This window comes from Stenotrophomonas sp. SAM-B (assembly GCF_013387485.1).
In the GTDB taxonomy this organism is placed as follows: Bacteria; Pseudomonadota; Gammaproteobacteria; order Xanthomonadales; family Xanthomonadaceae; genus Stenotrophomonas; species Stenotrophomonas maltophilia_AA.
On record NZ_JABBXB010000001.1, the window covers coordinates 20,001 to 42,471 of the forward strand.

Genomic DNA, 22,471 nt, shown 5'->3' on the forward strand with positions numbered 1-22,471 from the left:
CTGTTATGGCTAGGGGGTCATCGCGACTTACCAAACCATTGCAAACTCCGAATACCGAGACGGACTGTATGGGAGACACACGGCGGGTGCTAACGTCCGTCGTGAAAAGGGAAACAACCCAGACCCACAGCTAAGGTCCCAAATTCACTGCTAAGTGGAAAACCATGTGGAAAGGCACAGACAGCCAGGAGGTTGGCTTAGAAGCAGCCACCCTTTAAAGAAAGCGTAATAGCTCACTGGTCGAGTCGGTCTGCGGGGAAGATTTAACGGGGCTAAGCAGTGAACCGAAGCTTGGGGTGTGCATATTTATATGTACGCGGTAGAGGAGCGTTCCGTAAGCCGTTGAAGGTGGATTGAGAAGTCTGCTGGAGGTATCGGAAGTGCGAATGCTGACATGAGTAACGATAATGCGGGTGAAAAACCCGCACGCCGAAAGCCCAAGGTTTCCTTGCGCAACGTTAATCGGCGCAGGGTGAGTCGGCCCCTAAGGCGAGGACGAAAGTCGTAGTCGATGGGAAGCAGGTTAATATTCCTGCACCTCGCGTAAGTGCGATGGAGGGACGGAGAAGGTTAGGTGTACCCGGCGTTGGTTGTCCGGGGGAAAGGAGGTAGGTTTGGATCTTTGGCAAATCCGGGATCCTTTAAGACCGAGCACCGAGACGAGCCTTTAAGGCGAAGTCACTGATACCACGCTTCCAGGAAAAGCTCCTAAGCTTCAGCTTACGCAGACCGTACCGTAAACCGACACAGGTGGGTAGGATGAGAATTCTCAGGCGCTTGAGAGAACTCGGGTGAAGGAACTAGGCAACATGGCACCGTAACTTCGGGAGAAGGTGCGCCCTTTTTGGTGGCTCATGCGAGCTATAGCTGAAGAGGGCCGCAGAAACCAGGCCGCTGCGACTGTTTATCAAAAACACAGCACTCTGCAAACACGAAAGTGGACGTATAGGGTGTGACGCCTGCCCGGTGCTGGAAGGTTAATTGATGGGGTCAGCCGCAAGGCGAAGCTCTTGATCGAAGCCCCAGTAAACGGCGGCCGTAACTATAACGGTCCTAAGGTAGCGAAATTCCTTGTCGGGTAAGTTCCGACCTGCACGAATGGCGTAACGACAGCGGCGCTGTCTCCACCCGAGACTCAGTGAAATTGAAATCGCTGTGAAGATGCAGCGTTCCCGTGGCAAGACGGAAAGACCCCGTGAACCTTTACTATAGCTTTACACTGAACGTTGAGTTCGTCTGTGTAGGATAGGTGGGAGGCTATGAAACTGTGGCGCTAGCTGCAGTGGAGCCATCCTTGAAATACCACCCTGTCGTGCTTGACGTTCTAACCTAGGTCCATAATCTGGATCGGGGACCGTGTATGGTGGGTAGTTTGACTGGGGCGGTCTCCTCCTAAAGAGTAACGGAGGAGCTCGAAGGTACGCTCAGCGCGGTCGGACATCGCGCACTGTGTGCAAAGGCATAAGCGTGCTTGACTGCAAGATCGACGGATCAAGCAGGTAGGAAACTAGGACTTAGTGATCCGGTGGTTCTGTATGGAAGGGCCATCGCTCAACGGATAAAAGGTACTCCGGGGATAACAGGCTGATACCGCCCAAGAGTTCATATCGACGGCGGTGTTTGGCACCTCGATGTCGGCTCATCACATCCTGGGGCTGTAGTCGGTCCCAAGGGTATGGCTGTTCGCCATTTAAAGTGGTACGCGAGCTGGGTTCAGAACGTCGTGAGACAGTTCGGTCCCTATCTGCCATGGGCGTTGGAGATTTGAGAGGGGCTGCTCCTAGTACGAGAGGACCGGAGTGGACGAACCTCTGGTGTTCCGGTTGTCACGCCAGTGGCATTGCCGGGTAGCTATGTTCGGAAGCGATAACCGCTGAAAGCATCTAAGCGGGAAGCGCGCCTCAAGATGAGATCTCCCGGGGCACAAGCCCCCTGAAGGAACCATATAGACTATGTGGTTGATAGGTCAGGTGTGTAAGTACAGCAATGTATTGAGCTAACTGATACTAATGATCCGTGTGGCTTGACCATATAACCTCAAGTTGCCTTGGCCGACATGACATGTCGATAGATCCCAAGTGCACGCTACGTCACAAGACTTACGAGAGGCAGGCGCCTTAATCCGTTCTTTAGGATGGCGACGCTCCAACTGTCTCCCTGGTGAAATTAGCGCTGTGGAACCACCCGATCCCATCCCGAACTCGGAAGTGAAACGCAGCTGCGCCGATGGTAGTGTGGCCTAAGCCATGCGAGAGTAGGTCATCGCCAGGGTTTTTACCCGAAAACCCCGCTGCTCACGCAGCGGGGTTTTCTTTTTGTCTGCGATTCAGCGACTCAGCGATCCTCCTGGCGAGGACGAACGTCGAGTGCGCCGCCTTTCCCGGCGGTCGCCGCTTTCGAATCGGGCATTCTGGATGATGCGGGAACGCACGCCGGGCAACGTCGCATCGCTCACGCCGCGCCTCGGCCGGCGCCTGCAGATCACGCGCGGCACGCGCAACGCGCGATATCGATATCGCGGTGGCGAAGGTGCAGCGCATGATTGCCTGCGGGTCCAAGATGGCCGCACTGGTTCCCGGATCGCTGCACTGGTTCCTGGAGGCTGCACTGGTTCCAGGCGGGCTGTGCCGCGCGAGCGGGGTGCACCCCGTGCATCGTGCGAAGTTTGATCCAGTGGACGTCACCGACAGGCATGCCCGACCAGGCATGGAGCTGGCTGTCGCGGCAGCGTGGACGCTGATCCTGATGTGATGCTTACGCTGGTGCCCGTGGTCCTTGTGCCCGTGTTCACCGCCCTGCGCGGGAACGGATCCTGACGACAGGGCACCGGCGACACCACGCCCTGCAAGGTGTGTCCGGGGCGGCATGGTCTGGGCAGGATCAGTCAACGCGTGGCGCGGATTGGCCATGCGTTCGGAAGCGAGCTTGGTTCGCGGTGCCAGACGCCACAGACGTGCAGCTGGCTGCGGCGACAGTGATGCTGTTCGCCGGGCAGTGATGGGGTGCCAGCTTCGACCAATGCAGTCCCGGTATCGCTGTCGTAACGCTCCTTGGCCAGCGCGTCCGCTGCATCGGCCCGCAGGCCAACCCAACCATCGCGTGTCAGCCAGGCGGTCGAGCATGTCGCCGCCTGGCTGCAGGGCGCGCGCCGCAGCGGGGCGCTGGGCGGTGAGGCAGATGAGCCTTACGCGGCTGCGCGGTAGGCCTGTTCCTGATGACGGAACACCGCCACCGCCTGGGTCAGGTCGGCGGCCTGGGCTTCGAGCAGGCGTGCGGCGGCACTGGCTTCTTCGACGAGGGCGGCATTCTGCTGGGTCGCATCGTCCATCTGTGCCACGGTCTGGTTCACCTGGTCGATGCCCGCCGCCTGCTCCTGCGAGGCCGAGGAAATCTCGGCCATGATGCCGCTGACGCTGGCCACGCTGCTGACGATCTCGCCCATGGTCTGCCCCGCGTCCTGGACCAGGCGCGCGCCTTGGGCGACCTGCACCACGGAGGCATCGATCAGTCCTTTGATCTCCTTGGCCGCGTCGGCGGATCGCTGGGCGAGGATGCGCACTTCGCTGGCGACCACTGCAAAGCCGCGGCCCTGCTCGCCGGCACGGGCCGCTTCCACGGCGGCGTTGAGCGCCAGGATGTTGGTCTGGAAGGCGATGCCGTCGATCACCCGGGTGATATCGCCGATTCGTTGCGACGCGGTCTGGATCGCATCCATGGTGGTCACCACCTGGCTGACCACCTGGCTGCCGCGCGTGGCGACATCATGCGCACCGTGCGCCAGCGCGCTGGCCTGGCGTGCGTGCTCGGCGTTCTGGCGCACGGTCGACGTCAGTTCCTCCATCGAGGCGGCGGTCTCTTCCAGATGCGCGGCTTGGCGCTCGGTGCGCTCGGACAGGTCATCGTTGCCGCTGGTGATTTCGTGGGCGGCAAGCGAGATGGAGCCGGTGCACTGTTTGATGCGCTCCACCATCGCGGTCAGTTGCTCGGCTGTGGCGTTGGCATCGCGCTGCATGGCCTGGAACGAGCCATGGAAGTCGCCGTGCATGCGCTGGTCCAGATCGCCATCGGCCAGGGCCGACAGCACGCGGCGGATCTCGCCGACCGTGCCGCCCACGCTGTCCAACAGTTGGTTGATCCCGCCGGTCAGGCCATTGAGGAAGCTGGCGCCCCCCTCGGTGGCCTGCAGCCGGCGATCAAGATCGCCCTTGCTGGCAGCCTCGACGATGTCCGCCACCGCGGTTTCCAGCAGCAGTTCGTGGGTGCGGTCATGCCACTCCACCGCGAAGCCCTGGCGTTGGCCCTGCGCATCGAACACCGGCGTCACCACCTGGGCGAAGTGCACCGGTCCGATCCGCACGCGACCGTGGTGGGTAACCATCAAGGTGTTGAGGATGCCGCGGATGCGATCCGGATCCACATGGAAGCGGTGGATGCTGCTGCCGACCAGGCGTTCGGCGTCGAAGTCGGGGAAGGCCTCGCGCAGGCTGGCCTGCTGGTTGCGCAGCAGGCTCACTACGGCCTGGTTGACGTAGCGGATCACGTGGTCGTTGTCGGCGATCATCATCGCCGTGCGCGAGACATCCAGTGCCTGTCTTACCTGGGCGTCGTGGGCATGCCCGATGCTGTCGCGGGCGTGGTCGCGCGCCGCTTCCGCAGCCACGGCGATCGATCTCTGCTCGGCCTGTCGCAGGGCGTGGGCCTGCCGCCGCGAACGCAGCGCCACCAGGCCCAGCAGCGCGGCTGCGACCGCGATGAAGGGCATGGCCCACGGCTGCCGCTGCCAGATCGCCGTGCTCACGGCCGCAGCAAGCAGCACGCCCGTCGCGAGCAGATACGCGGTGTCCACGGAGGCCCGGGGCGATCGCGCGCGCAGTTGGTCGGGCGGTCGGGAGGTGGCAGCAGGAAGGGCGGACATGGCGGCTCCAGGATCAGTAGAAAGCAGAGAGCCCGCGGCGCGTACGCACGCAGGCGGATGCCGCATCCGTCACCGGCGAAGCGGTGGGTGCGGCAGCGGGAAGAAACGGATGGGCGCGCGGGGAACGGGCAGCGGCGGACGCCGCGTCGGCGGTGGCGATCACCGCCGGCATGGCCCGGTCCTGTGGGCGATGGCACGGCCAATCCGGCATTGCGACGACGTTCCCTGGAAGCCTGGGTGATGCGCGGCTTCGCAACGGCGGAGCAAGCGACGACAGTGCGGCCGAGGAAAATCGGCCTGCATCATCGGTATCGGTCGCTGCCGGGATAAGTTGAGTGCGACCGTGTGTCGCACCGCGCCGGGACTACCCGGCCAGGAAGGTCCGGATCACCTCGGCCACCACCTGCGGATGCTCCATGTGCAGATGATGCGTGCCCGGGAACACCGCCAAGCGACCGTCGCGCAGCAGCGAGATGCGCTCGCTCCGCAACGGCTCGGGGTAATAGGACTGCGCCGGTGTCGCGTAGATCACCTGGGTCGGGCATTCGATCGCCGCGAGCAGGTCGTCGATCTGCGCTTCGCTCAGGCGCATCGCGGTGGGCAGCATCAGGCGTTGATCGCTGCACCAGCTGTACCCGCCGTCGACCGGTTTGACGCCACGCTCCACCAGCAGCCGTGCGCACGGCTCGCTGAGCTGGTTGGTCATCATGCGCGCGCGGATCGGTGCGGAAAGATCGGGAAACACGCGCAGCCTGCGGGTGGGCAGCGCACGCGCGGCACGCACATGCTCGCGCAGGCGCTGCGCGGTTTCATTCTCGGGCCCGCGCAGGCCGCCCAGCGCTTCGATCGCGATCAGGCGTTCCACGCGTTCCGGCGCGGCGGCCGCGGCAAGGCTGGCGATGCCGGCCCCCATCGAATGGCCGAGCAGCACGAAGCGGTCCCAGCCCAGCGCATCGGCGACGTCGAGGACATGGCAGATCGCACCGGGCGTGTTGTATTGCGTGCCGGGCGGCAGATGCGCGCTATGGCCGTGGCCGGGCAGGTCGATCGCGACCAGCTCCAGCCCGGGCAGCTGCGCCGCCAGCGGGACGAAGCTGGCGGCGTTGTCGAGCCAGCCGTGCAGAGCAAGCACACGCTGGCCACCCGTGCCCGGGGAGCGCAGGCCGGCCACCGTGGTGCCGGCAACCGGCAGCGAGAAGGACGTCAGGGTCATGCCAGCGCCGCGATGCTCAGCCGCGACAGCGCCAGTGCATGCGCCTGCGCGTCGTTGAGGCAGGGGATGTAGCGCATCGTCGCGCCGCGCTGGGCGACGGTTTCGGTGAAGCCCATCGCCACCTCTTCCAGGGTTTCCAGACAGTCGGTGGCGAAGCCGGGGCAGACCACGTCCATGCTGCGCACGCCACGTTCGGCCATCGCCCACAGCGTGGGTTCGGCGTAGGGCTGCAGCCATTTCTCGCGGCCAAAGCGTGATTGGTAGGTCAGCTGCCAGGCATCGTCGGCCAGCTCCAGCGCCTGCGCGATCGCCCGCGCACTGGCTTCGCAGCGCTGCGGATACGGATCGCCGGCGTCGGCCAGGCGCTGCGGAATACCGTGGAAGGAAAACACCAGCGTCTCGCCACGGCCGTGCTGTTCCCACCACTGGCGGATGCTGCCCGCGACGGCGGCGACCCAGTCCGGATCGACCGCGTAATCGCGCACCAGGGTCACGGTGACGCCGGGATGTTTCGGCTGCCACTCGCGCACCTGGTCCTCGATCGAGGCGGTGGTGGTGGTCGAGTACTGCGGATACAGCGGCAGCACCACGATCCGTTTCATCCCTTCGGCGGCCAGACGATCCAGCTCGGCCGGCAGCGCCGGGGTGCCATAGCGCATCGCGTGGCGCACCCGCAGATCGGGCATCAGGCCCTGCATGGCCTCGGCCAGGCGTCGGGTGTAGACCATCAGCGGGGAGCCGTCCGGCAGCCAGACCTGGGCGTACTTGGCGGCCGAGCGACCACTGCGCAGCGGCAGGATCAGCCCGTACAGCAAGGGTTTCCAGAACAGCGGCGGAATCGCGACCACGCGCGGATCGCTGAGGAACTCAGCCAGGTAGCGACGCACCGCCGGGGCGGTTGGCGTCTCGGGCGTGCCTAGATTGACCGCCAGCACGGCGGTGTCGGGTGCGTCGAGCATGCCGCCATTCTCGCAGGTCTACGCGATTGGCGGGATGGATTTGGATGATGAACGTGATCCAGCAGGCTTATCGATAGCCCGGAATACTCATTGCCGATTCATCGCGGGCCTTCTAACGTCGAGAAGCGTATCGACCCCGGTCGTACCTGCCGCTATCTTGTATGAATCGACTTTCTGGAGCCCACCCATGCGCCGCCTCAGCCTTGTACTGCTGATCTCCGCCAGCCTGCTGTCGACCCAGGCGATGGCCGGGCCACAGGAGGACCAGCGCGCCCGCAATGCCGTGCGCGTCCTGAATGAAATCCAGGACATCCCCGAGCAGGGGATTCCGGACAAGCTGCTCGACGAGGGCCGCGCGGTCATCGTCATTCCCGACACGATCAAGGCCGGTCTGGTGATCGGTGGCCGTCGCGGCCACGGCCTGATGTCGGTCAAGACGCCGGACGGCAGCTGGTCCAACCCGGTTTTCGTCAAGCTCACCGGCGGCAGCATCGGCTTCCAGGCCGGCGTGCAGTCCTCCGACGTGGTGCTGGTGTTCCGCAATGACCGCAGCCTGGACAATCTCGTCAACGGCAAATTCACCCTGGGCGCCGATGCCGGCGTCGCCGCAGGCCCGGTCGGCCGCAACGCCGCCGCCGCCACCGATGGCCAGCTGAAGGCCGAAATCTGGTCCTGGTCGCGCGCCCGCGGCCTGTTTGCCGGTGTGGCCCTGGATGGCGCCGTGCTGCAGATCGACGACGCCGCCAACCTGGATGCCTACGGCAGCAACACTACGCCGCGCATGGTGTTCGAAGGCCGCGTCGGCGAGCCGCCGTCGGTGGACGTGGTCGCCTTCCGTGATCGCCTGGAAGAAGCCACCTACACCGCCCGCGAGAAGCGCGGCACCGCAGGCAGTGCGCCTGCACCCGCCCCGGCGCCGCGCGCCGCTGCCGTGCCGGTCCGACCTGAACAGGCGCCGGCCCCGGCCGCCGCTGGCGCGACCACCGCCCCGTTGCAGTCCGTGCCGGCGCAACCGGCCCCGCAGCAGGGCTTCCAGCCGGTCGGTGACGGTGAAGTCCGTACCGAATCGCTGGATGGCAACTGACTTTTGTCACGCGCGCCGGCTTACCGCCGGTGCGCTATGCTCAACCGTCTGATCACTACGTAACGAGCGAGTCATGGGCAGTTTCAGCATCTGGCATTGGTTGGTCGTGCTGGTCATCGTTCTGCTGGTGTTCGGCACCAAGAAACTGACCAGCGGCGCCAAGGACCTTGGCAGCGCCGTCAAGGAATTCAAGAAGGGCATGCGCGACGAGGACAAGCCGAACGCGCAGCTCAGCGACAGTTCGCGTCCGCAGGACTCGACGACGACGTCGCAGACCGAGCACGATCGCGACCCGCGCTGATCCGGGCGGCTTGGCGTGTTCGATATCGGTTTCAGTGAACTGCTGGTCATCGCGGTGGTGGCCCTGGTCGTGCTCGGCCCCGAGCGGCTGCCCAAGGCCGCCCGCTTCGCCGGGTTGTGGGTGCGCCGTGCGCGCAACCAGTGGGATTCGGTGAAGCAGGAGCTCGAACGCGAGCTGCATGCCGAAGAGATCAAGCGGCAGTTCGACGATGTGAAATCCTCGGTGCGTGATACCGAGTCGCAGTTGCGCGCCAGTGGCGAAGCGGTCCGCCGCGAAGCCGAGCAGATGCGCCAGGACGTGGCCCGGCAGGGCGATGACGTTGCCGCGGAGGCCGACGACGAACCGGTGATGACCGGTCCCGCACCGGGCTCCCCGGCCAGCGTGGCCCAGCACGTGGTGGCGACCGACGAGGCCGAACCGCCGCGCGATGCGATGTCGCCGCCCGGAATCGATGGCAGCGCGCCACGTGTGGAGCAGCCTGCGGCTCCACCGGCCCTGGCGGACACTGCGCCGCGCACGCCTGCGCCGCCGAGCGAGGAGACGCCGCGATGAGCGAGCATGAAAGCAGCGAGAGTTCGCTGGTCGAACACCTGATCGAACTGCGTGCGCGCCTGGTGCGTGCGTTGATCGGCCTGGGCGTGGTGCTGCTGGGCCTGATGCCGTTCTCGCGGCAGATCTACACGATGATCGCCGAACCGCTGATCTCGCAGCTGCCGAACGGGCAGACGATGATCGCGACCAATCCGGCCGGCGCCTTTTTCGCGCCGTTGAAGCTGACTTTCTTCGTGGCGGTGTTCATCGCCGTGCCGTGGCTGTTGTTCCAGCTGTGGTCGTTCGTGGCGCCGGGCCTGTATGCCCGCGAGAAACGCCTGGCGGTGCCCTTGCTGGCCTCGTCGGTGCTGCTGTTCTACCTGGGCTGCGCGTTCGCGTACTTCCTGGTGTTGCCGGCGGTGTTCCATTTCCTCACCACGTTCCGCCCGGAAGTGATTGCGATCACCCCGGACGCGACGGCGTACCTGGATTTCGTGCTGGCGATCTTCTTCGCCTTCGGTACCAGCTTCGAGCTGCCGGTGGCGATGGTGATCCTGGTGCTGCTGGGCTGGATCACGCCGCAGCAGTTCAAGGAAGGTCGGGGCTACGCGATCGTCGGCATCTTCGTGCTGGCCGCGGTGCTGACGCCGCCGGACGTGGTCTCGCAGCTGATGCTGGCCATTCCGATGTGCCTGCTCTACGAGCTGGGCATCCATGCCGCGCGCTGGCTGGTGCCGCGCGCCGGTGGGAAAGAACAGCCGGAGTGACGCACAAACAAAAACCCCGGCCTTGGCCGGGGTTTCGTGTTGATCAGGCCGCGAACACGTTGTTCGGGCCCGGCATCGGCGGCGGGGTCTGGGGACCCTGCTGGCCGAACATCTGCTTCCACGCCGTGTAGATGGCACCGGCGAAGACCGGCATCACCACGCCCATCAGCAGCAGCTGCGCGACGAACAGGGCGAGCATCGTGCCGCCGATCAGCTGCGCGATCAGGGCCACCAGCATCACGCCGAAGTAGATCGCGAACACGGCCACGAAGGCGAGCAGGAAGAACACCACCATCGCCAGCACGTTGTGCAGGCAGGCGCGCAGGCTCAGGCGCATCGCCTGCAGGCCGTTGCGGTGCTCGAACATCACCTGCGGCGGCAGGGTGAACAACGCCAGCGCCATGGCCAGGAAGGTCACCACCACCAGCGCCAGCCACAGCAGGATGCGCATCGCCGGCAGGCTGGCCATCAGCTCTTCGATCTGGGCCGGGTCGGGCTGCGCGCCGGACTGGCTGATCGCGTTGAGCTGCACCATCACCTCGCTCAGGTGCTGCAGGCCACTGCTGCCGATCAGCACCAGCAACAACACACCCAGGAACAGGCCGGCCACCAGCTGCGGCAGCAGCGAGGCGAGCAGGTTCAACGCGCGGCCTTCCTGCAGGCCCTGCAGCAGGTGCGCGGGCTGTGCGACGCGACCCTGGTCGACTTCGCGCACGGCCCAGACCAGGCCGCCGAAGAACAGCGGGCCGGCCAGTGCCATCAACAGCTGCGCCAGCGTGCTCAGCGCCGGGCTCACCATCGCCAGCGACATCACCAGCAACGCGGCCACGGCCCAGATCACGCCGAGCAGGCCCAGCGCCAACGGCGCCTTGCGCAGCAGGGTGAAACCCGACACCAGCCATTCCGCGCCGGCGGAGGCCGGCAGCTTGCGAATCTCGCTCATAACATTCCGGGACAGGGGAGGAGGCGCGAACGCCCGATTGCGGTCGATTATCCCTGTTTTCCCGACGCGTGACCTGAAGGCCGCCACGCGCGGCGCGGACGCTGCGTTGCGCCCGGAGGCGGTACCGGCGCGGGCGTCAGGCGTTGCGCGCCTGGCGGACGAAACGGCGCAGCAGCTGGCGGGCCAGCGGGGCGGCGCTGACGTCGCGGGCGACGCTGCGCGCGCAGCCGCCGTGCTGGCGGATGCACTCGGCGCGGGCGCGGACATAGCCGCGCATGTGGTGGGTGGCGAACTCCGGATGGAACTGGACACCCCAGGCATGCGCGCCCCAGCGGAACGCGTGGCAGTTGTCCTGTGCCGAGCGCGCCAGGATCGCCGCGCCCTCGGGTGCGCGCAGCACCGTCTGCAGGTGGGTGGCATGCGCCGGGAAGCGCGCCGGCAGGCCGCCGAACAGCGGATCGTCGACGGCCGCAGGGTCGAGCGCCAGTTCGATCGTGCCGGACTCGCGTCCGGCCGGGTTGTAGGCGACTTCGCCGCCCAGCGCGTGGGCCAGCAGCTGATGGCCGTAGCAGATGCCGAACACCGGGCGGTCGTCGTGGGCGGCGTCGCGCAGCCACTGCGCGCTGCGCTCGCTCCATTCTGCGCGGTCGGTGACGTAGGCGGCCGAGCCGCTGACGATCACCCCGGCGAAATCGCGGTGGCTGGGCAGGGTACCGCCGTGCTCCACATCGACCACTACCGTCTCATCGGCATCCAGCCCGGCCGCGACCCGGATCCAGTGCGAAAACCGCCCGTAGCGGCGCAGCGAGGCGACGGGTTGGCCGGTTTCAAGAATCAGGAACGGGGCGGAATTCATCCGGGGGAGGCAGGACCGAGAGGACTTCCTCGATTGTAGTCAGCCCTGACGCTACCTTTTCAAGCCCCGCGCGGCGCAGGGTTCGTACCCCTTCAGCACGTGCGGCACGGTTGAAGGCGGCCAGATCCATGTCCGCGCGGATGTGCCGGCGCAGGCTGGAACCCAATGGCAGCAACTCATACAGGCCGACGCGGCCAAGGAAACCGGTGCGCCGGCAGTCGATGCAGCCGACCGGTGCATATGGCGTGGGCGCCTCAGGTAATGCCGCATCGGCATCAGTCAGCACCGCCCATTGCTCGGCCGAGAGCACCGTGGGCACCTTGCAGGTGGTGCACAGGGTGCGCACCAGCCGCTGGGCCAGCACCCCGTTGAGGGTGGAAGCGAGCAGGTAATGCGGCACGCCCAGGTCGAGCAGGCGGGTGATCGCCGAGGGGGCATCGTTGGTATGCAGGGTGGACAGCACCAGGTGGCCGGTCAGCGAGGCCTGGACCGCCATCTGCGCGGTCTCCAGGTCGCGGATCTCGCCGATCATGATGATGTCCGGGTCCTGCCGCAGCAGGGTGCGCACGCCGCTGGCGAAATCCAGGTCGATGTTGGTCTGCACCTGCATCTGGTTGAATTCCGGCGCGATCATTTCGATCGGGTCTTCCACGGTGCAGACATTCACGTCCGGCGTGGCCAGGCGCTTGAGCGTGGAATACAGGGTCGTGGTCTTGCCCGAGCCAGTCGGGCCGGTGACCAGCACGATGCCGTGCGGGCGCTCGACCAGGGCGGTCCAGCCGGCCGCCTCCTGCGGGCTGAAACCCAGCTGGTCGATGCTCTTGAACGCCGCATCCGGGTCGAAGATGCGCATCACGCACTTCTCGCCGAACGCGGTGGGCATGGTCGACAGGCGCATTTCCACTTCGCGCCCGCCCGGTGAACGGGTCTTGATGCGGCCATCCTGCGGGCGCCGGCGCTCGGCCAGATCCATCCGGCCCAGCACCTTGATCCGGCTGACCACGGCGGTCATCACCGCCGGCGGCACCTCGAACACCTTGTGCAGCACCCCATCGATGCGGAAGCGCATGCGCCCCATGTCGCGGCGCGGCTCCAGGTGGATGTCCGAGGCGCGCTGCTCGTAGGCGTACTGCAGCAGCCAATCCACGATGTGCACGATGTGCTGGTCGTCGGCGTTGACGTCGCCGGCGCGGCCCAGCTCGACCAGCTGCTCGAAGCTGGGCAGGGAGCTGCTGGTTTCGCTGCGCACATCGCCACGGGCGCCGCGCACCGAACGGGTCACCCCGTGGAACTCCATGGTGTAGCGGTGCAGGTCGAGCGGGTTGACCATCGCCAGCTCGATCCGGCGGCGGCTCAGGTGCTGCAGGTCGCGCAGCCATTCCTGGGCCAGCGGCTCGCTGGTCGCGACCAGCACGCGATCGCTGTCCACGGCCAGCGGCAGGAAGCGGTGGCGGCGCGCGTAGGCGTGGGAGACCAGGGCGGTGACCGCCGAGACGTCGACCCGGGTCGGGTCCACCCGCAGGTAGCGCACGCCCGCGCGCTGGGCCAGCCACTCGCTCAGGCGCTCCAGGCCGAGTTCGCCGCCGGCGCTGGCGCCCAGCTTCAGGTTGGCCAGCAGCACCAGCGGATGGACCTCACTGGCGTTGCGCGCGCCCTGGGCGGAAAAACGGATGCGCTCCAGGTCGGCGGCTGCGACCAGGCCATCGGCGACCAGCGCCGCGGCGACCTGGTCGAAATCTAGGCGGCCGTGTGGCAGGGGCAGGACCCCCTCAGGGGCGCTGGCAAAAGCCGCTGGCAGGCGTGGTTCCATCCTCCATTTCCCCAGGCACGGAAGGCCCGTGCGGTCGGTCGCTATACTAGCGCACCCCTTCTGCAGGCAAGAATCCGCCGCATGTCCGCCACTCCGAACGTTCCGATCACTTTCCAGGGCCTGATCCAGACCCTCAACCAGTATTGGGCGCAGCAGGGCTGCGTGCTGATCCAGCCGCTGGACCTGGAGGTCGGTGCCGGCACCTTCCACCCGGCCACGTTCCTGCGCTCGATCGGTCCGGAAAGCTGGAATGCCGCGTACGTGCAGCCCTCGCGTCGCCCGACCGACGGCCGTTATGGCGAGAATCCCAACCGCCTGCAGCGCTATTACCAGTACCAGGTGGCGATGAAGCCCAGCCCGGACAACATCCAGCAGCTGTACCTGGATTCGCTCAAGGCGCTGGGTATCGATCCGCTGGTGCACGACCTGCGCTTCGTCGAGGACAACTGGGAATCGCCGACCCTCGGCGCCTGGGGCCTGGGCTGGGAAGTCTGGCTCAACGGCATGGAAGTCACCCAGTTCACCTACTTCCAGCAGGCCGGCGGCCTGGAGTGCAAGCCGGTGCTCGGCGAGATCACCTACGGTCTGGAGCGCCTGTGCATGTACCTGCAGAACTGCGACAACGTCTATGACCTGATCTGGACCTACGGTCCGGACGGCACCCCGGTCACCTATGGCGATGTGTACCTGCAGAACGAGATCGAGCAGAGCACCTACAACTTCGAATACGCCGACGTGGACGAGATGTTCCACCGCTTCGATGCCTGCGAAAAGGAAGCACAGAAGCTGGTCGATGTCGGCCTGCCGCTGCCGGCGTATGAGCAGGTCTGCAAGGCCAGCCATGCGTTCAACCTGCTGGATGCGCGCCGCGCGATCAGCGTGACCGAGCGCCAGCGCTACATCCTGCGCGTGCGCGCGCTGGCCCAGGCCGTGGCCAGGCTGTACGAGGCCAAGCGCCTCGAAGCCGTCGCCGCCAAGGAGGTGCAGGCATGAGCACGATGCAGCCGCTGCTGATTGAACTGGGTACCGAAGAACTGCCGGTCAAGGCGCTGCCGGGCCTGGCCCAGGCCTTCTTCGATGGCATCGTCGACGGCCTGAGCAAGCGTGGCGTGGCCATCGAACGTGGCGATGCCAAGCCACTCTCGACCCCGCGCCGCCTGGCCGTGCTGCTGCCCGGCGTGGCCGTTGAGCAGCCGGAACAGCATTCCGAAGTGCTCGGCCCGTACCTGAACATCGCGCTGGATGCCGAGGGTCAGCCGACCAAGGCGCTGCAGGGCTTCGCCGCCAAGGCCGGGATCGACTGGACCGCGCTGGAGCGCACCACCGATGCCAAGGGCGAGCGCTTCGTGCACCGCTCCACCACGCCGGGCGCGCGCACCGCGACCCTGCTGCCGGAGATCCTGCGCGAGGCGATCGCCGCGATGCCGATCCCCAAGCCGATGCGCTGGGGCAGCCACACCTACGGCTTCGCCCGCCCGGTGCATTGGCTGGTGCTGCTGCACGGCCCGGACATCATCGAGGCCGAGGTGCTGGGCCTGAAGGCCGACCGCATGAGCCGCGGCCATCGCTTCATGCATGACAAGACCGTGTGGCTGAGCGCGCCGGAGGACTACGTCGCCTCGCTGCAGGCCGCCTACGTGCTGGTCGATGCCGACGCGCGCCGCGCGCGCATCGTCGAGCAGGTCAACGCTGCGGCCGCCGAGGCGGGCGGCCAGGCGCGCATCACCCCGGACAACCTGGAGCAGGTGGTCAACCTGGTCGAATGGCCGGCGCCGGTGCTGTGCAGTTTCGAGCGCGAGTTCCTGGCGGTGCCGCAGGAAGCGCTGATCGAGACGATGGAGATCAACCAGAAGTTCTTCCCGGTGCTCGATGCCGGCGGCAAGCTGACCGAGAAGTTCATCGGCATCGCCAACATCGAGTCCAAGGACGTCGCTGAAGTGGCCAAGGGCTACGAGCGCGTGATCCGTCCGCGGTTCTCCGATGCCAAGTTCTTCTTCGACGAAGATCTGAAGCAGGGCCTGGAATCCATGGGCGACGGCCTGAAGACCGTCACCTACCAGGCCAAGCTGGGCTCGGTGGCCGACAAAGTGACCCGCGTGGCCGCACTGGCCGAGGCCATCGCGCCGCAGGTGGGCGTGGACCCGGTGCTGGCCCGGCGCGCCGCGGTGCTGGCCAAGAACGACCTGCAGTCGCGCATGGTCAACGAGTTCCCGGAACTGCAGGGCATCGCCGGCCGGCATTACGCCGTGGTCGGCGGCGAGTCGCCGGACGTGGCGCTGGCCATCGACGAGGCGTACCAGCCGCGCTTCGGTGGCGATGACATCGCACTGTCGCCGCTGGGCAAGGTGCTGGCGATCGCCGAGCGCCTGGACACGCTGGCCGGTGGCTTTGCCGCAGGCCTGAAGCCCACCGGCAACAAGGATCCGTTCGCGCTGCGCCGCAATGCGCTGGGCCTGGCCCGCACGGTGATCGAGAGCGGCTTCGACCTGGACCTGCGTGAACTTTTGACCAAGGCCCACACTGGTACTCCTTTATCTAAGGACAAAGGTCTCCTCGCCTCTGGTCTCGTAAGCATGGAGGCCACTGAGCTGTACGACTTCGTGATCGACCGCCTGCGCGGCTACTACGCCGACAAGGGCGTGCCGGCCACGCACTTCAACGCGGTCGCCGAGTTGAAGCCGGCCTCGCTGTACGATTTCGATCGCCGCATCGATGCCATCGGCACCTTCGCCGCGCTGCCGGAAGCCGAGGCGCTGGCCGCGGCCAACAAGCGCATCCGCAACATCCTGCGCAAGGCCGAGGGCGACATCCCGGGCATGATCGACCCGGCGCTGCTGGCCGAACCGGCCGAGAGCGAACTGGCCGAAGCGGTGGAAGCGGCGATCGATGACAGCAACGCCAGCCTGCACCAGAAGGACTACGTGAGCGTGTTGAACCGGTTGGCGCGCCTGCGCCCGCAGGTGGACGCGTTCTTCGATGCGGTGATGGTCAATGCCGAGGATCCCGCGCTGCGAGCCAATCGCCTGGCCCTGCTCAAGCGCCTGGGCGACCGCCTGGGCAGCGTGGCGGCGATCGAACACCTGTCCAACTGACGCTGCGGGGCAGGACGCCCCGAGGCTCACCAGAAGGCGCGACGGCTTCGGCGGTTCGCGCCTTCTGCGTTTCCAGGGGGTGGCGGCGCAATGCGCACCGTTCGCGCCGGGAACGTCATGAGACGTCGCGGACGGTTCTGTCCGACGCCGTGCCGTCATCGCTCAGGGCCGATGCGTCCGCAGCGACTTTCTCGCGGAATTTAACGGCGTCTTCACCGTCGTTCTGAAACTGCCACGCCGATTTCGCATGCCCGCGATGGCCCGTTATGCTGTCGCCATGCAGCCAACGAAATTCGCCCTTCCCCTGATGTTCCTGTCCCTTGCCACCGCCTCGGTGGCACATGCGCGGGGGACCATCGAAAAAGTGGACATCAAAGGACTGGACAAGGGCGACGACGCCGAGATGATCGAGAACATCGAGGTCTCGCTGTCCCTGTACGACACCATCGGCAAGGTCCAGGGCGAGTCGCGCCTGGAGTACCTGTTGTCCCAGGCCGAGCGCCAGACCCGCGAGGCGCTGGAGCCTTTCGGGTATTACAACCCGACCATCACCGTGGACAGCCCCCGCGAAGGTGAAAACCTGCGCGTGGTGATCCAGGTCGACAAGGGGCCGCCGACGCTGGTCCGCCGCGAACACATCGACATCACCGGCCCGGCCCAGCTGGACCAGTACCTCCAGGAAGACCTGGAGAACTTCAAGCCGCGCAAGGGCCAGCGGTTCGAGCACACCGAATACGAAGCCAGCAAGATCCGGGTGACCCGGCGCCTGGCCGAACGCGGTTACTTCGATGCCGACTTCACCCAGCGCCAGGTCCAGATCACCCGCGCCGAGAACGCGGCCGACGTCGATCTCACCTGGGACAGCGGGCGCCGCTACAACATGGGCGAGATCCGCTTCCACCAGGATTACTTCGTCGACAAACTGTTCGACCCGCTGGTGTACTGGGACGAAGGCAGCTACTTCCACGAAGGCAAGCTCGACCGCCTGCGCGAGTCGCTGACCAAGCTCGATTACTTCAGCGTGATCGACATCCAGCCGCGCCCGGACCAGGCCGACGAGAACGGCGACGTGCCGGTGGACGTCAGCCTGACCCGCGCCAAGCGCACGATCTACACCGCCGGTCTGAGCTACGGCAGCGAGAGTGGCGCCGGTGTCCGCGGTGGCCTGGAACGGCGGTTCCTCAACAGCCGCGGCCACAAGATGAACACCCAGCTCGACTACGCGCAGAAGCGCAAGAGCCTGGTCACCAGCTACCGGATTCCGGGTTTCGCGTGGCTCGATGGCTGGTATGCGTTCACCGCCAGCGCCTATGACGAGCAGACCGATTACATCGACCTGCGCAACTTCAAGCTGTCGGCCAGCCGCAGTGGCGAGATCAACGAGTACTGGACCGCCATCGCCTCGATCAACGCCCTGCGCGAGCGCTGGCGCTATGCCTCCGGCACCGAATTCACCGACGCCGTCTACAACACCTCCACCCTCGTCTACCCGCAGCTGGTCGCCGACTACGTCAACGTCGACGATGAGATGTTCCCGCGCCGCGGCCTCAGCGGCAGCGCGACCCTGCGCGGCGGCATCGAGGGCGCAGGTTCGGACACCAGCTTCGTGCAGGCCAACATGGTGCTGCGCTGGTATGTGCCGATCGGCGACACCGACCGCCTGATCCTGCGCGGTGAGGGTGGCACGACCTGGACCAGCGACCTGGTGGCGATGCCGCCGAGCCTGCGCTTCTTCGCCGGTGGCGACCGCAGCATCCGCGGTTACGCCTTCCGCGAAGTCGGCCCACGCACCGCACCGCCGGACAAATTCGCGCTCGGCGCGAAGAACCTGGTGGTCGGCTCGGCCGAGTATGAGCATTACTTCAAGGGCGGGCCGTGGGGCGCGGCCGTGTTCGTCGATACCGGCAGCGCATTCGACAACACCATCGACCTGCACACCGGTGTGGGCTTCGGCGTGCGCTGGAAATCGCCGGTGGGCCCGGTGCGCGTCGATGTCGCGCACGGCCTGAACAACCCGGATTCGCAGTTCCAGCTGTACCTGAACATCGGAGCGGACCTGTGAGCACGCCGACGCCCTCCGCACCCGCCACCCCGCCGCCGCCGCGCGTGCGTTTCTACCGCAAGCGCCGCTTCTGGGCGTGGTCCGGCTTCACCGTGCTCGGCCTGGTGCTGCTCGCGCTGCTGCTGGTGTACTGGCTGCTGCAGACCGTGGCCGGACGCGATGTGCTGCTGGCCCAGGTGGTCGCACGCTTGCCGGTCGGCGCGTCGCTGACGTGGAGCAAGGTGGATGGCCCCGTCGCCGGGCCGCTGGTGCTGCACGATCTGGACTTCCGCTACGACGACATCCATTTCACCGCCGAGCGCGCCTATCTGGATCCGGACATCCGGCCGCTGCTGGGTCGCAAGCTGCAGCTCGATGCCTTGCAGATCAAGAACGCGACGTTGAACCTGGCCAAGAGCGATGAGCCGTTCGAACTGCCCTCGTGGCCGGACTCGCTGCCGCAGATCGAAATGCCGCTGGCGATCCAGGCCGACACCATCATCATCGATGGCTTCCGCATCACCCAGGCACAGCAGCCGCTGATCGACATCGCCAAGGTGCGCGGCGGCGTTGAGATCGCCAATGGCGAATTCCGCGCGACCCAGCTCAAGGTCGACAGCGACATGGGCGATTTCCGCGTGGACGGCCGTTATCTGCCGCGCAGCGATTACGACACCGACATCACCATCGGCGCGCTGATGCCGGCCCCGCGTGGGCGCACCCCGGCGCGGCTCGGCCTGGTCGCACGCGGCGATCTGGGCCATATGGAAGTGGCGATCGCCGGCAACGCGCCGGCGCCGCTGCAGGCCAGCCTGGTCTTCGATGGCCGCACCGATCCGGTGTGGAAACTCACCGCGCGCAGCAGGGAACTGGACCTGGCGCTGCTGGTACCGGGGATGGATGCGAGCACCAGCACGCCGATGGCGCTGGACGTGCAGGCCGACGGCAAGGGCGGCCAGGCCAATCTGCAGGGCAGCTTCAAACAGGGCGACATCGCGGTGGAACTGGCGCCCTCCAAGGTGGGACTGGCCGACCAGGTGCTGACCGTCTCGCCGCTGCAGGTGAAGGGCTTCGGTGGGCAGGCGCGGCTGGAAGGCGTCGCCGATTTCACCGACAAGGAAAACGCCAGCCTGCGCTTCTCCATCGTCGCCAACGACCTGACCTTCGTGCCCGCCGCTGATACCACCACCCCGGGCGCCGCGGCGCCGGTGCCGGTGACGCTGAAAGAAGCGCGCATGGGCCTGGCCGGTACGTTGAAGGCATGGGCGGCGGTTGGCCGTGCCTCGGTCGAACGCGAGAAACAGGTCGCCGACCTGACCTTCGACGTGCGCGGCAACGATCGGGCCGCGATCATCAAACAGCTGCAGGCGAGCACCCCGGGCGGTTCGCTCGATGTCACCGGCCAGGTGGCCTGGGCACCGCAGCTGGACTGGGACGTGGCCGCCAAGCTGGCCGGTTTCGATCCGGGCTACTTCGCTCCGGGCTGGGACGGCAAGCTGTCCGGTTCGTTTGCATCGAAGGGCCGCCAGCTGCCGCCGCCGGCAGGCAGTCCGGTCGGCACCGCCGGCAGCTATGAAGCCACGGTCGATGTGCCGGGCATCAAGGGCACGCTGCGCAAACGCGCGCTGGATGCGCAAGGCAGGTTCGCGCTGCGCGGCGAGCAGGGCGAAGGCAATCTCAAGCTCGCGGTGGGCAGCAGCCGACTGACCGCCAAGGGCTCGGTCGGTGACCGCCTGGATATCGATGCGCAGCTGGATCCGGTGCAGCTGGCCGACCTGCTGCCCAACAGCAGCGGCAGCCTGCGCGGCCACGTGCTGATCAAGGGCGCGCGTACCGCGCCGGACATCACCGCCGATCTGGTCGGCAGCGGCCTGCGCTGGGACGACTGGAGCGCCGAGGCGATCAGCATCAAGGGGCGCCTGCCGTGGCAGGGCGACAGTGGCACGCTGGCGGTGCAGGGCAGCAAGGTGCAGGTCGGCATGCTGCTGGACACGCTCAACGTGGATGCCCGCGGCAGTCTCTCCAATCTGCGTCTGGATGCACAGACCAAAAACGAACTGGGTGCCGTCGCGCTGCAGGGCGGCGTGCGGCAGCAGGGCCAGACCTGGCGCGGTGACCTCACCGCGCTGCGCATCGCACCGATGAAGGGCGATGCCTGGAGCCTGCGCGCACCGGCTGCCTTCAGCGTGCAGGGCAGCAACTTCACCCTGAGCGATGCCTGCCTGGGGTCGGCCACCGGTGGCGCACTGTGCGCCAGCGCGAACTGGCCGCGCGAAGGCCTGCTGGTGCGTGGCGATGCACTGCCGCTGGCGCTGGTGCAGCCGTGGCTGCCCCCGCAGTCCGGGCGCCGCATCTTCCTGCGCGGTGAAGTGAATCTGGATGGGCGCATCCGTCCCCGCGGCAACGCATGGGAAGGCAGTGCCTCGGTTACCTCGCGCGAAGGCGGGGTGCGCCTGGGCGACAACGCGCGTGGCGAGCTGGTGCGCTACGACCAGTTTTCGGTGAACCTGGAGATGACCCCGCAGCAGATCAACGCCAAGCTCGGTGTCGGTTTCCAGGGCGACGGCTTCGTCGATGCCAAGGTGCAGACCGGCTGGGATGCCAACGCACCCCTCAACGGCGAGCTGTACATGAACATCGCGCGCTTGTACTGGCTGGAGCTGTTCTCGCCGGACATCGTGCGGCCGACCGGGCTGATCGAAGGCCACGTGAGTCTGCGCGGCACGCGCGGCACGCCGTCGCTGGGCGGCGAAGCCACGCTGAGCAAGTTCAACGGCGAATTCCCCGCGCTGGGGCTCACCTTCGCCGAAGGCAAGGGCAGCTTCACCGCGCAGCCGGATGGCTCGGCCAAGATCACCGCGCAGGCCAACTCCGGCAAGGGCACGTTGTATGTCGATGGCGGGCTGTCCTGGTTCGGCGATGCACAGCCGCTGCAGCTGCATATCCACGGCGAAAACGTGTTGCTGGCCAATACCAGCGAACTGCGCGTGATCGCCAATCCGAACCTGGACTTCACCCTGGCCGGCAGCGCGATGCAGCTGCGCGGCACCGTGCATGTGCCCGAAGCAGACCTGGACCTGGAACGCCTGGATCGTGGCACCTCGGTTTCCGAAGACGTGGTGGTGCTTGATCCGGTCGATCCGGAAGAGGGCCCCAGCTCGCCGCTGGACATGGACCTGACCGTGAGCCTGGGCGACAAGGTCAAGATGGCCGGATTCGGCCTGAAGGGTGCGCTGACCGGCAAGATGCAGGTATGGGCGCGCCCCGGGCGCGAGATGACCGCCAACGGCGGGCTGGAAGTCAGTGGCCGCTACAAGGCCTACGGACAGGACCTGACCATCACCCGCGGCAATTTGAACTGGAACTACAACGCGGTCTCCGATCCGCGCATCAACATCCGGGCCCAGCGCGCCGTCGGCGATGTCACCGCCGGCATCGACGTGACCGGGCGGGCGCAGTCGCCGCGCGTGGATGTGTGGTCGGAACCGGCGATGTCGCAGTCCGAAGCACTGGCCTACCTGGTGCTGGGCCGCAGCCTCACCGGTGCCAGCAGCGACCAGGCCCAGCAGGTCAACGCGGCTTCGGCGGCGCTGTCGGCCGGCAGCGGCCTGCTCGCCTCGCAGCTGGGGGCCAAGCTCGGCCTGGACGACGCCGGCGTGAGCCAGTCGCGCGCGCTGGGCGGCTCGGTGATCGGCTTCGGCAAGTACATCTCGCCCAAGCTCTACATCGGCTACGGCGTCTCGCTGGTCGGCAGTGGCTCGGTGCTGACGCTGAAGTACCTGCTGCGCCGCGGTTTCGATGTGGAACTGGAATCGAGCACGGTGGAGAACCGTGGGTCGCTGAACTGGCGAAAAGAAAAGTAGGTCACGACCGTTGGTCGTGATGCGGGTGCTTGCCCAACCATCGGCCGTTGCCCCTGCCGGGCGCAGCGGCTAAGGTCTCGGGCTGTTCTGACGTAC

15 protein-coding genes and 2 rRNA genes (1 of these 17 running past the window's edge) are annotated in these 22,471 nt (G+C 66.5%); 11 read left to right on the forward strand and 6 right to left on the reverse strand.

What is annotated here, in order from left to right; all coding sequences use genetic code 11:
- The 3 genes from HH110_RS00090 to HH110_RS00100 form a co-directional block, all read left to right on the forward strand.
- Positions 1–2,031, forward strand: a 23S ribosomal RNA gene (locus HH110_RS00090) (it extends 848 nt beyond the left edge of the window).
- Between the two features lie 125 nt (positions 2,032–2,156).
- A 5S ribosomal RNA gene (gene rrf / locus HH110_RS00095) occupies positions 2,157–2,271 on the forward strand.
- A gap of 249 nt (positions 2,272–2,520) precedes the next feature.
- Positions 2,521–2,751 carry a hypothetical protein gene (locus HH110_RS00100; RefSeq protein WP_176987768.1) on the forward strand — a complete coding sequence of 77 codons (231 nt, stop codon included), beginning with the start codon at positions 2,521–2,523 and terminating at the stop codon, positions 2,749–2,751.
- 433 nt (positions 2,752–3,184) lie between these two features.
- On the opposite strand, the gene HH110_RS00105 is transcribed toward HH110_RS00100, so the two are convergent.
- The 3 genes from HH110_RS00105 to hemH all read right to left on the reverse strand — a co-directional run bounded on the left by HH110_RS00105 (position 3,185) and on the right by hemH (position 7,087).
- A complete protein-coding gene (locus HH110_RS00105; protein WP_176987769.1) occupies positions 3,185–4,915 on the reverse strand; it encodes a methyl-accepting chemotaxis protein in 1,731 nt (576 codons plus the stop codon).
- A gap of 364 nt (positions 4,916–5,279) precedes the next feature.
- On the reverse strand, positions 5,280–6,128 hold the full coding sequence (locus tag HH110_RS00110) for an alpha/beta fold hydrolase (protein ID WP_176987770.1): 849 nt from the start codon (positions 6,126–6,128) through the stop codon (positions 5,280–5,282).
- Complete coding sequence (hemH, locus tag HH110_RS00115; RefSeq protein ID WP_176987771.1) at positions 6,125–7,087, reverse strand: ferrochelatase; 963 nt, start codon at positions 7,085–7,087, stop codon at positions 6,125–6,127. The genes HH110_RS00110 and hemH overlap by 4 nt, the downstream gene beginning before the upstream one ends.
- A 187-nt stretch (positions 7,088–7,274) precedes the next feature.
- On the opposite strand from hemH, the gene HH110_RS00120 reads away from it, so the two are divergent.
- From HH110_RS00120 to tatC, 4 genes are all read left to right on the forward strand, one after another.
- Positions 7,275–8,171 (forward strand): YSC84-related protein, encoded by an 897-nt coding sequence (locus tag HH110_RS00120; RefSeq protein ID WP_121041012.1) that lies wholly within the window; start codon positions 7,275–7,277, stop codon positions 8,169–8,171.
- Positions 8,172–8,244: 73 nt separating this feature from the next.
- Entirely contained in the window at positions 8,245–8,472 is a 228-nt protein-coding gene (gene tatA, locus HH110_RS00125) for a Sec-independent protein translocase subunit TatA (RefSeq protein WP_019185586.1), read from the forward strand.
- A gap of 15 nt (positions 8,473–8,487) precedes the next feature.
- Complete coding sequence (gene tatB / locus HH110_RS00130; protein WP_176987772.1) at positions 8,488–9,024, forward strand: Sec-independent protein translocase protein TatB; 537 nt, start codon at positions 8,488–8,490, stop codon at positions 9,022–9,024.
- A complete protein-coding gene (gene tatC / locus HH110_RS00135; RefSeq protein WP_176987773.1) occupies positions 9,021–9,770 on the forward strand; it encodes a twin-arginine translocase subunit TatC in 750 nt (249 codons plus the stop codon). Before tatB ends, tatC begins: the two co-directional genes overlap by 4 nt.
- 43 nt (positions 9,771–9,813) lie before the next feature.
- Here tatC and HH110_RS00140 read toward each other — a convergent pair whose 3' ends face one another.
- The 3 genes from HH110_RS00140 to HH110_RS00150 all read right to left on the reverse strand — a co-directional run bounded on the left by HH110_RS00140 (position 9,814) and on the right by HH110_RS00150 (position 13,379).
- Positions 9,814–10,713 (reverse strand): BPSS1780 family membrane protein, encoded by a 900-nt coding sequence (locus HH110_RS00140; protein WP_176987774.1) that lies wholly within the window; start codon positions 10,711–10,713, stop codon positions 9,814–9,816.
- 136 nt (positions 10,714–10,849) lie between these two features.
- Positions 10,850–11,569: a glutamine amidotransferase gene (locus tag HH110_RS00145; protein WP_176987775.1), complete on the reverse strand. Its 720-nt coding sequence runs from the start codon at positions 11,567–11,569 to the stop codon at positions 10,850–10,852.
- Positions 11,541–13,379, reverse strand: a complete 1,839-nt coding sequence (locus HH110_RS00150; RefSeq protein ID WP_176987776.1) for a GspE/PulE family protein — start codon at positions 13,377–13,379, stop codon at positions 11,541–11,543. Before HH110_RS00150 ends, HH110_RS00145 begins: the two co-directional genes overlap by 29 nt.
- A gap of 81 nt (positions 13,380–13,460) precedes the next feature.
- Here HH110_RS00150 and glyQ point away from each other — a divergent pair, with 81 nt between their 5' ends.
- From glyQ to HH110_RS00170, 4 genes are all read left to right on the forward strand, one after another.
- A complete protein-coding gene (gene glyQ / locus HH110_RS00155; protein WP_176987777.1) occupies positions 13,461–14,372 on the forward strand; it encodes a glycine--tRNA ligase subunit alpha in 912 nt (303 codons plus the stop codon).
- Positions 14,369–16,471: a glycine--tRNA ligase subunit beta gene (gene glyS, locus HH110_RS00160; RefSeq protein ID WP_176987778.1), complete on the forward strand. Its 2,103-nt coding sequence runs from the start codon at positions 14,369–14,371 to the stop codon at positions 16,469–16,471. The genes glyQ and glyS overlap by 4 nt, the downstream gene beginning before the upstream one ends.
- Before the next feature lie 277 nt (positions 16,472–16,748).
- Complete coding sequence (locus HH110_RS00165) at positions 16,749–18,533, forward strand: autotransporter assembly complex family protein (RefSeq protein WP_176988451.1); 1,785 nt, start codon at positions 16,749–16,751, stop codon at positions 18,531–18,533.
- The gene (locus HH110_RS00170; protein ID WP_176987779.1) at positions 18,530–22,375 is read left to right on the forward strand and encodes a translocation/assembly module TamB domain-containing protein; all 3,846 of its coding nucleotides are present in this window, start codon (positions 18,530–18,532) and stop codon (positions 22,373–22,375) included. Before HH110_RS00165 ends, HH110_RS00170 begins: the two co-directional genes overlap by 4 nt.
- The last annotated feature ends 96 nt before the right edge of the window (positions 22,376–22,471 follow it).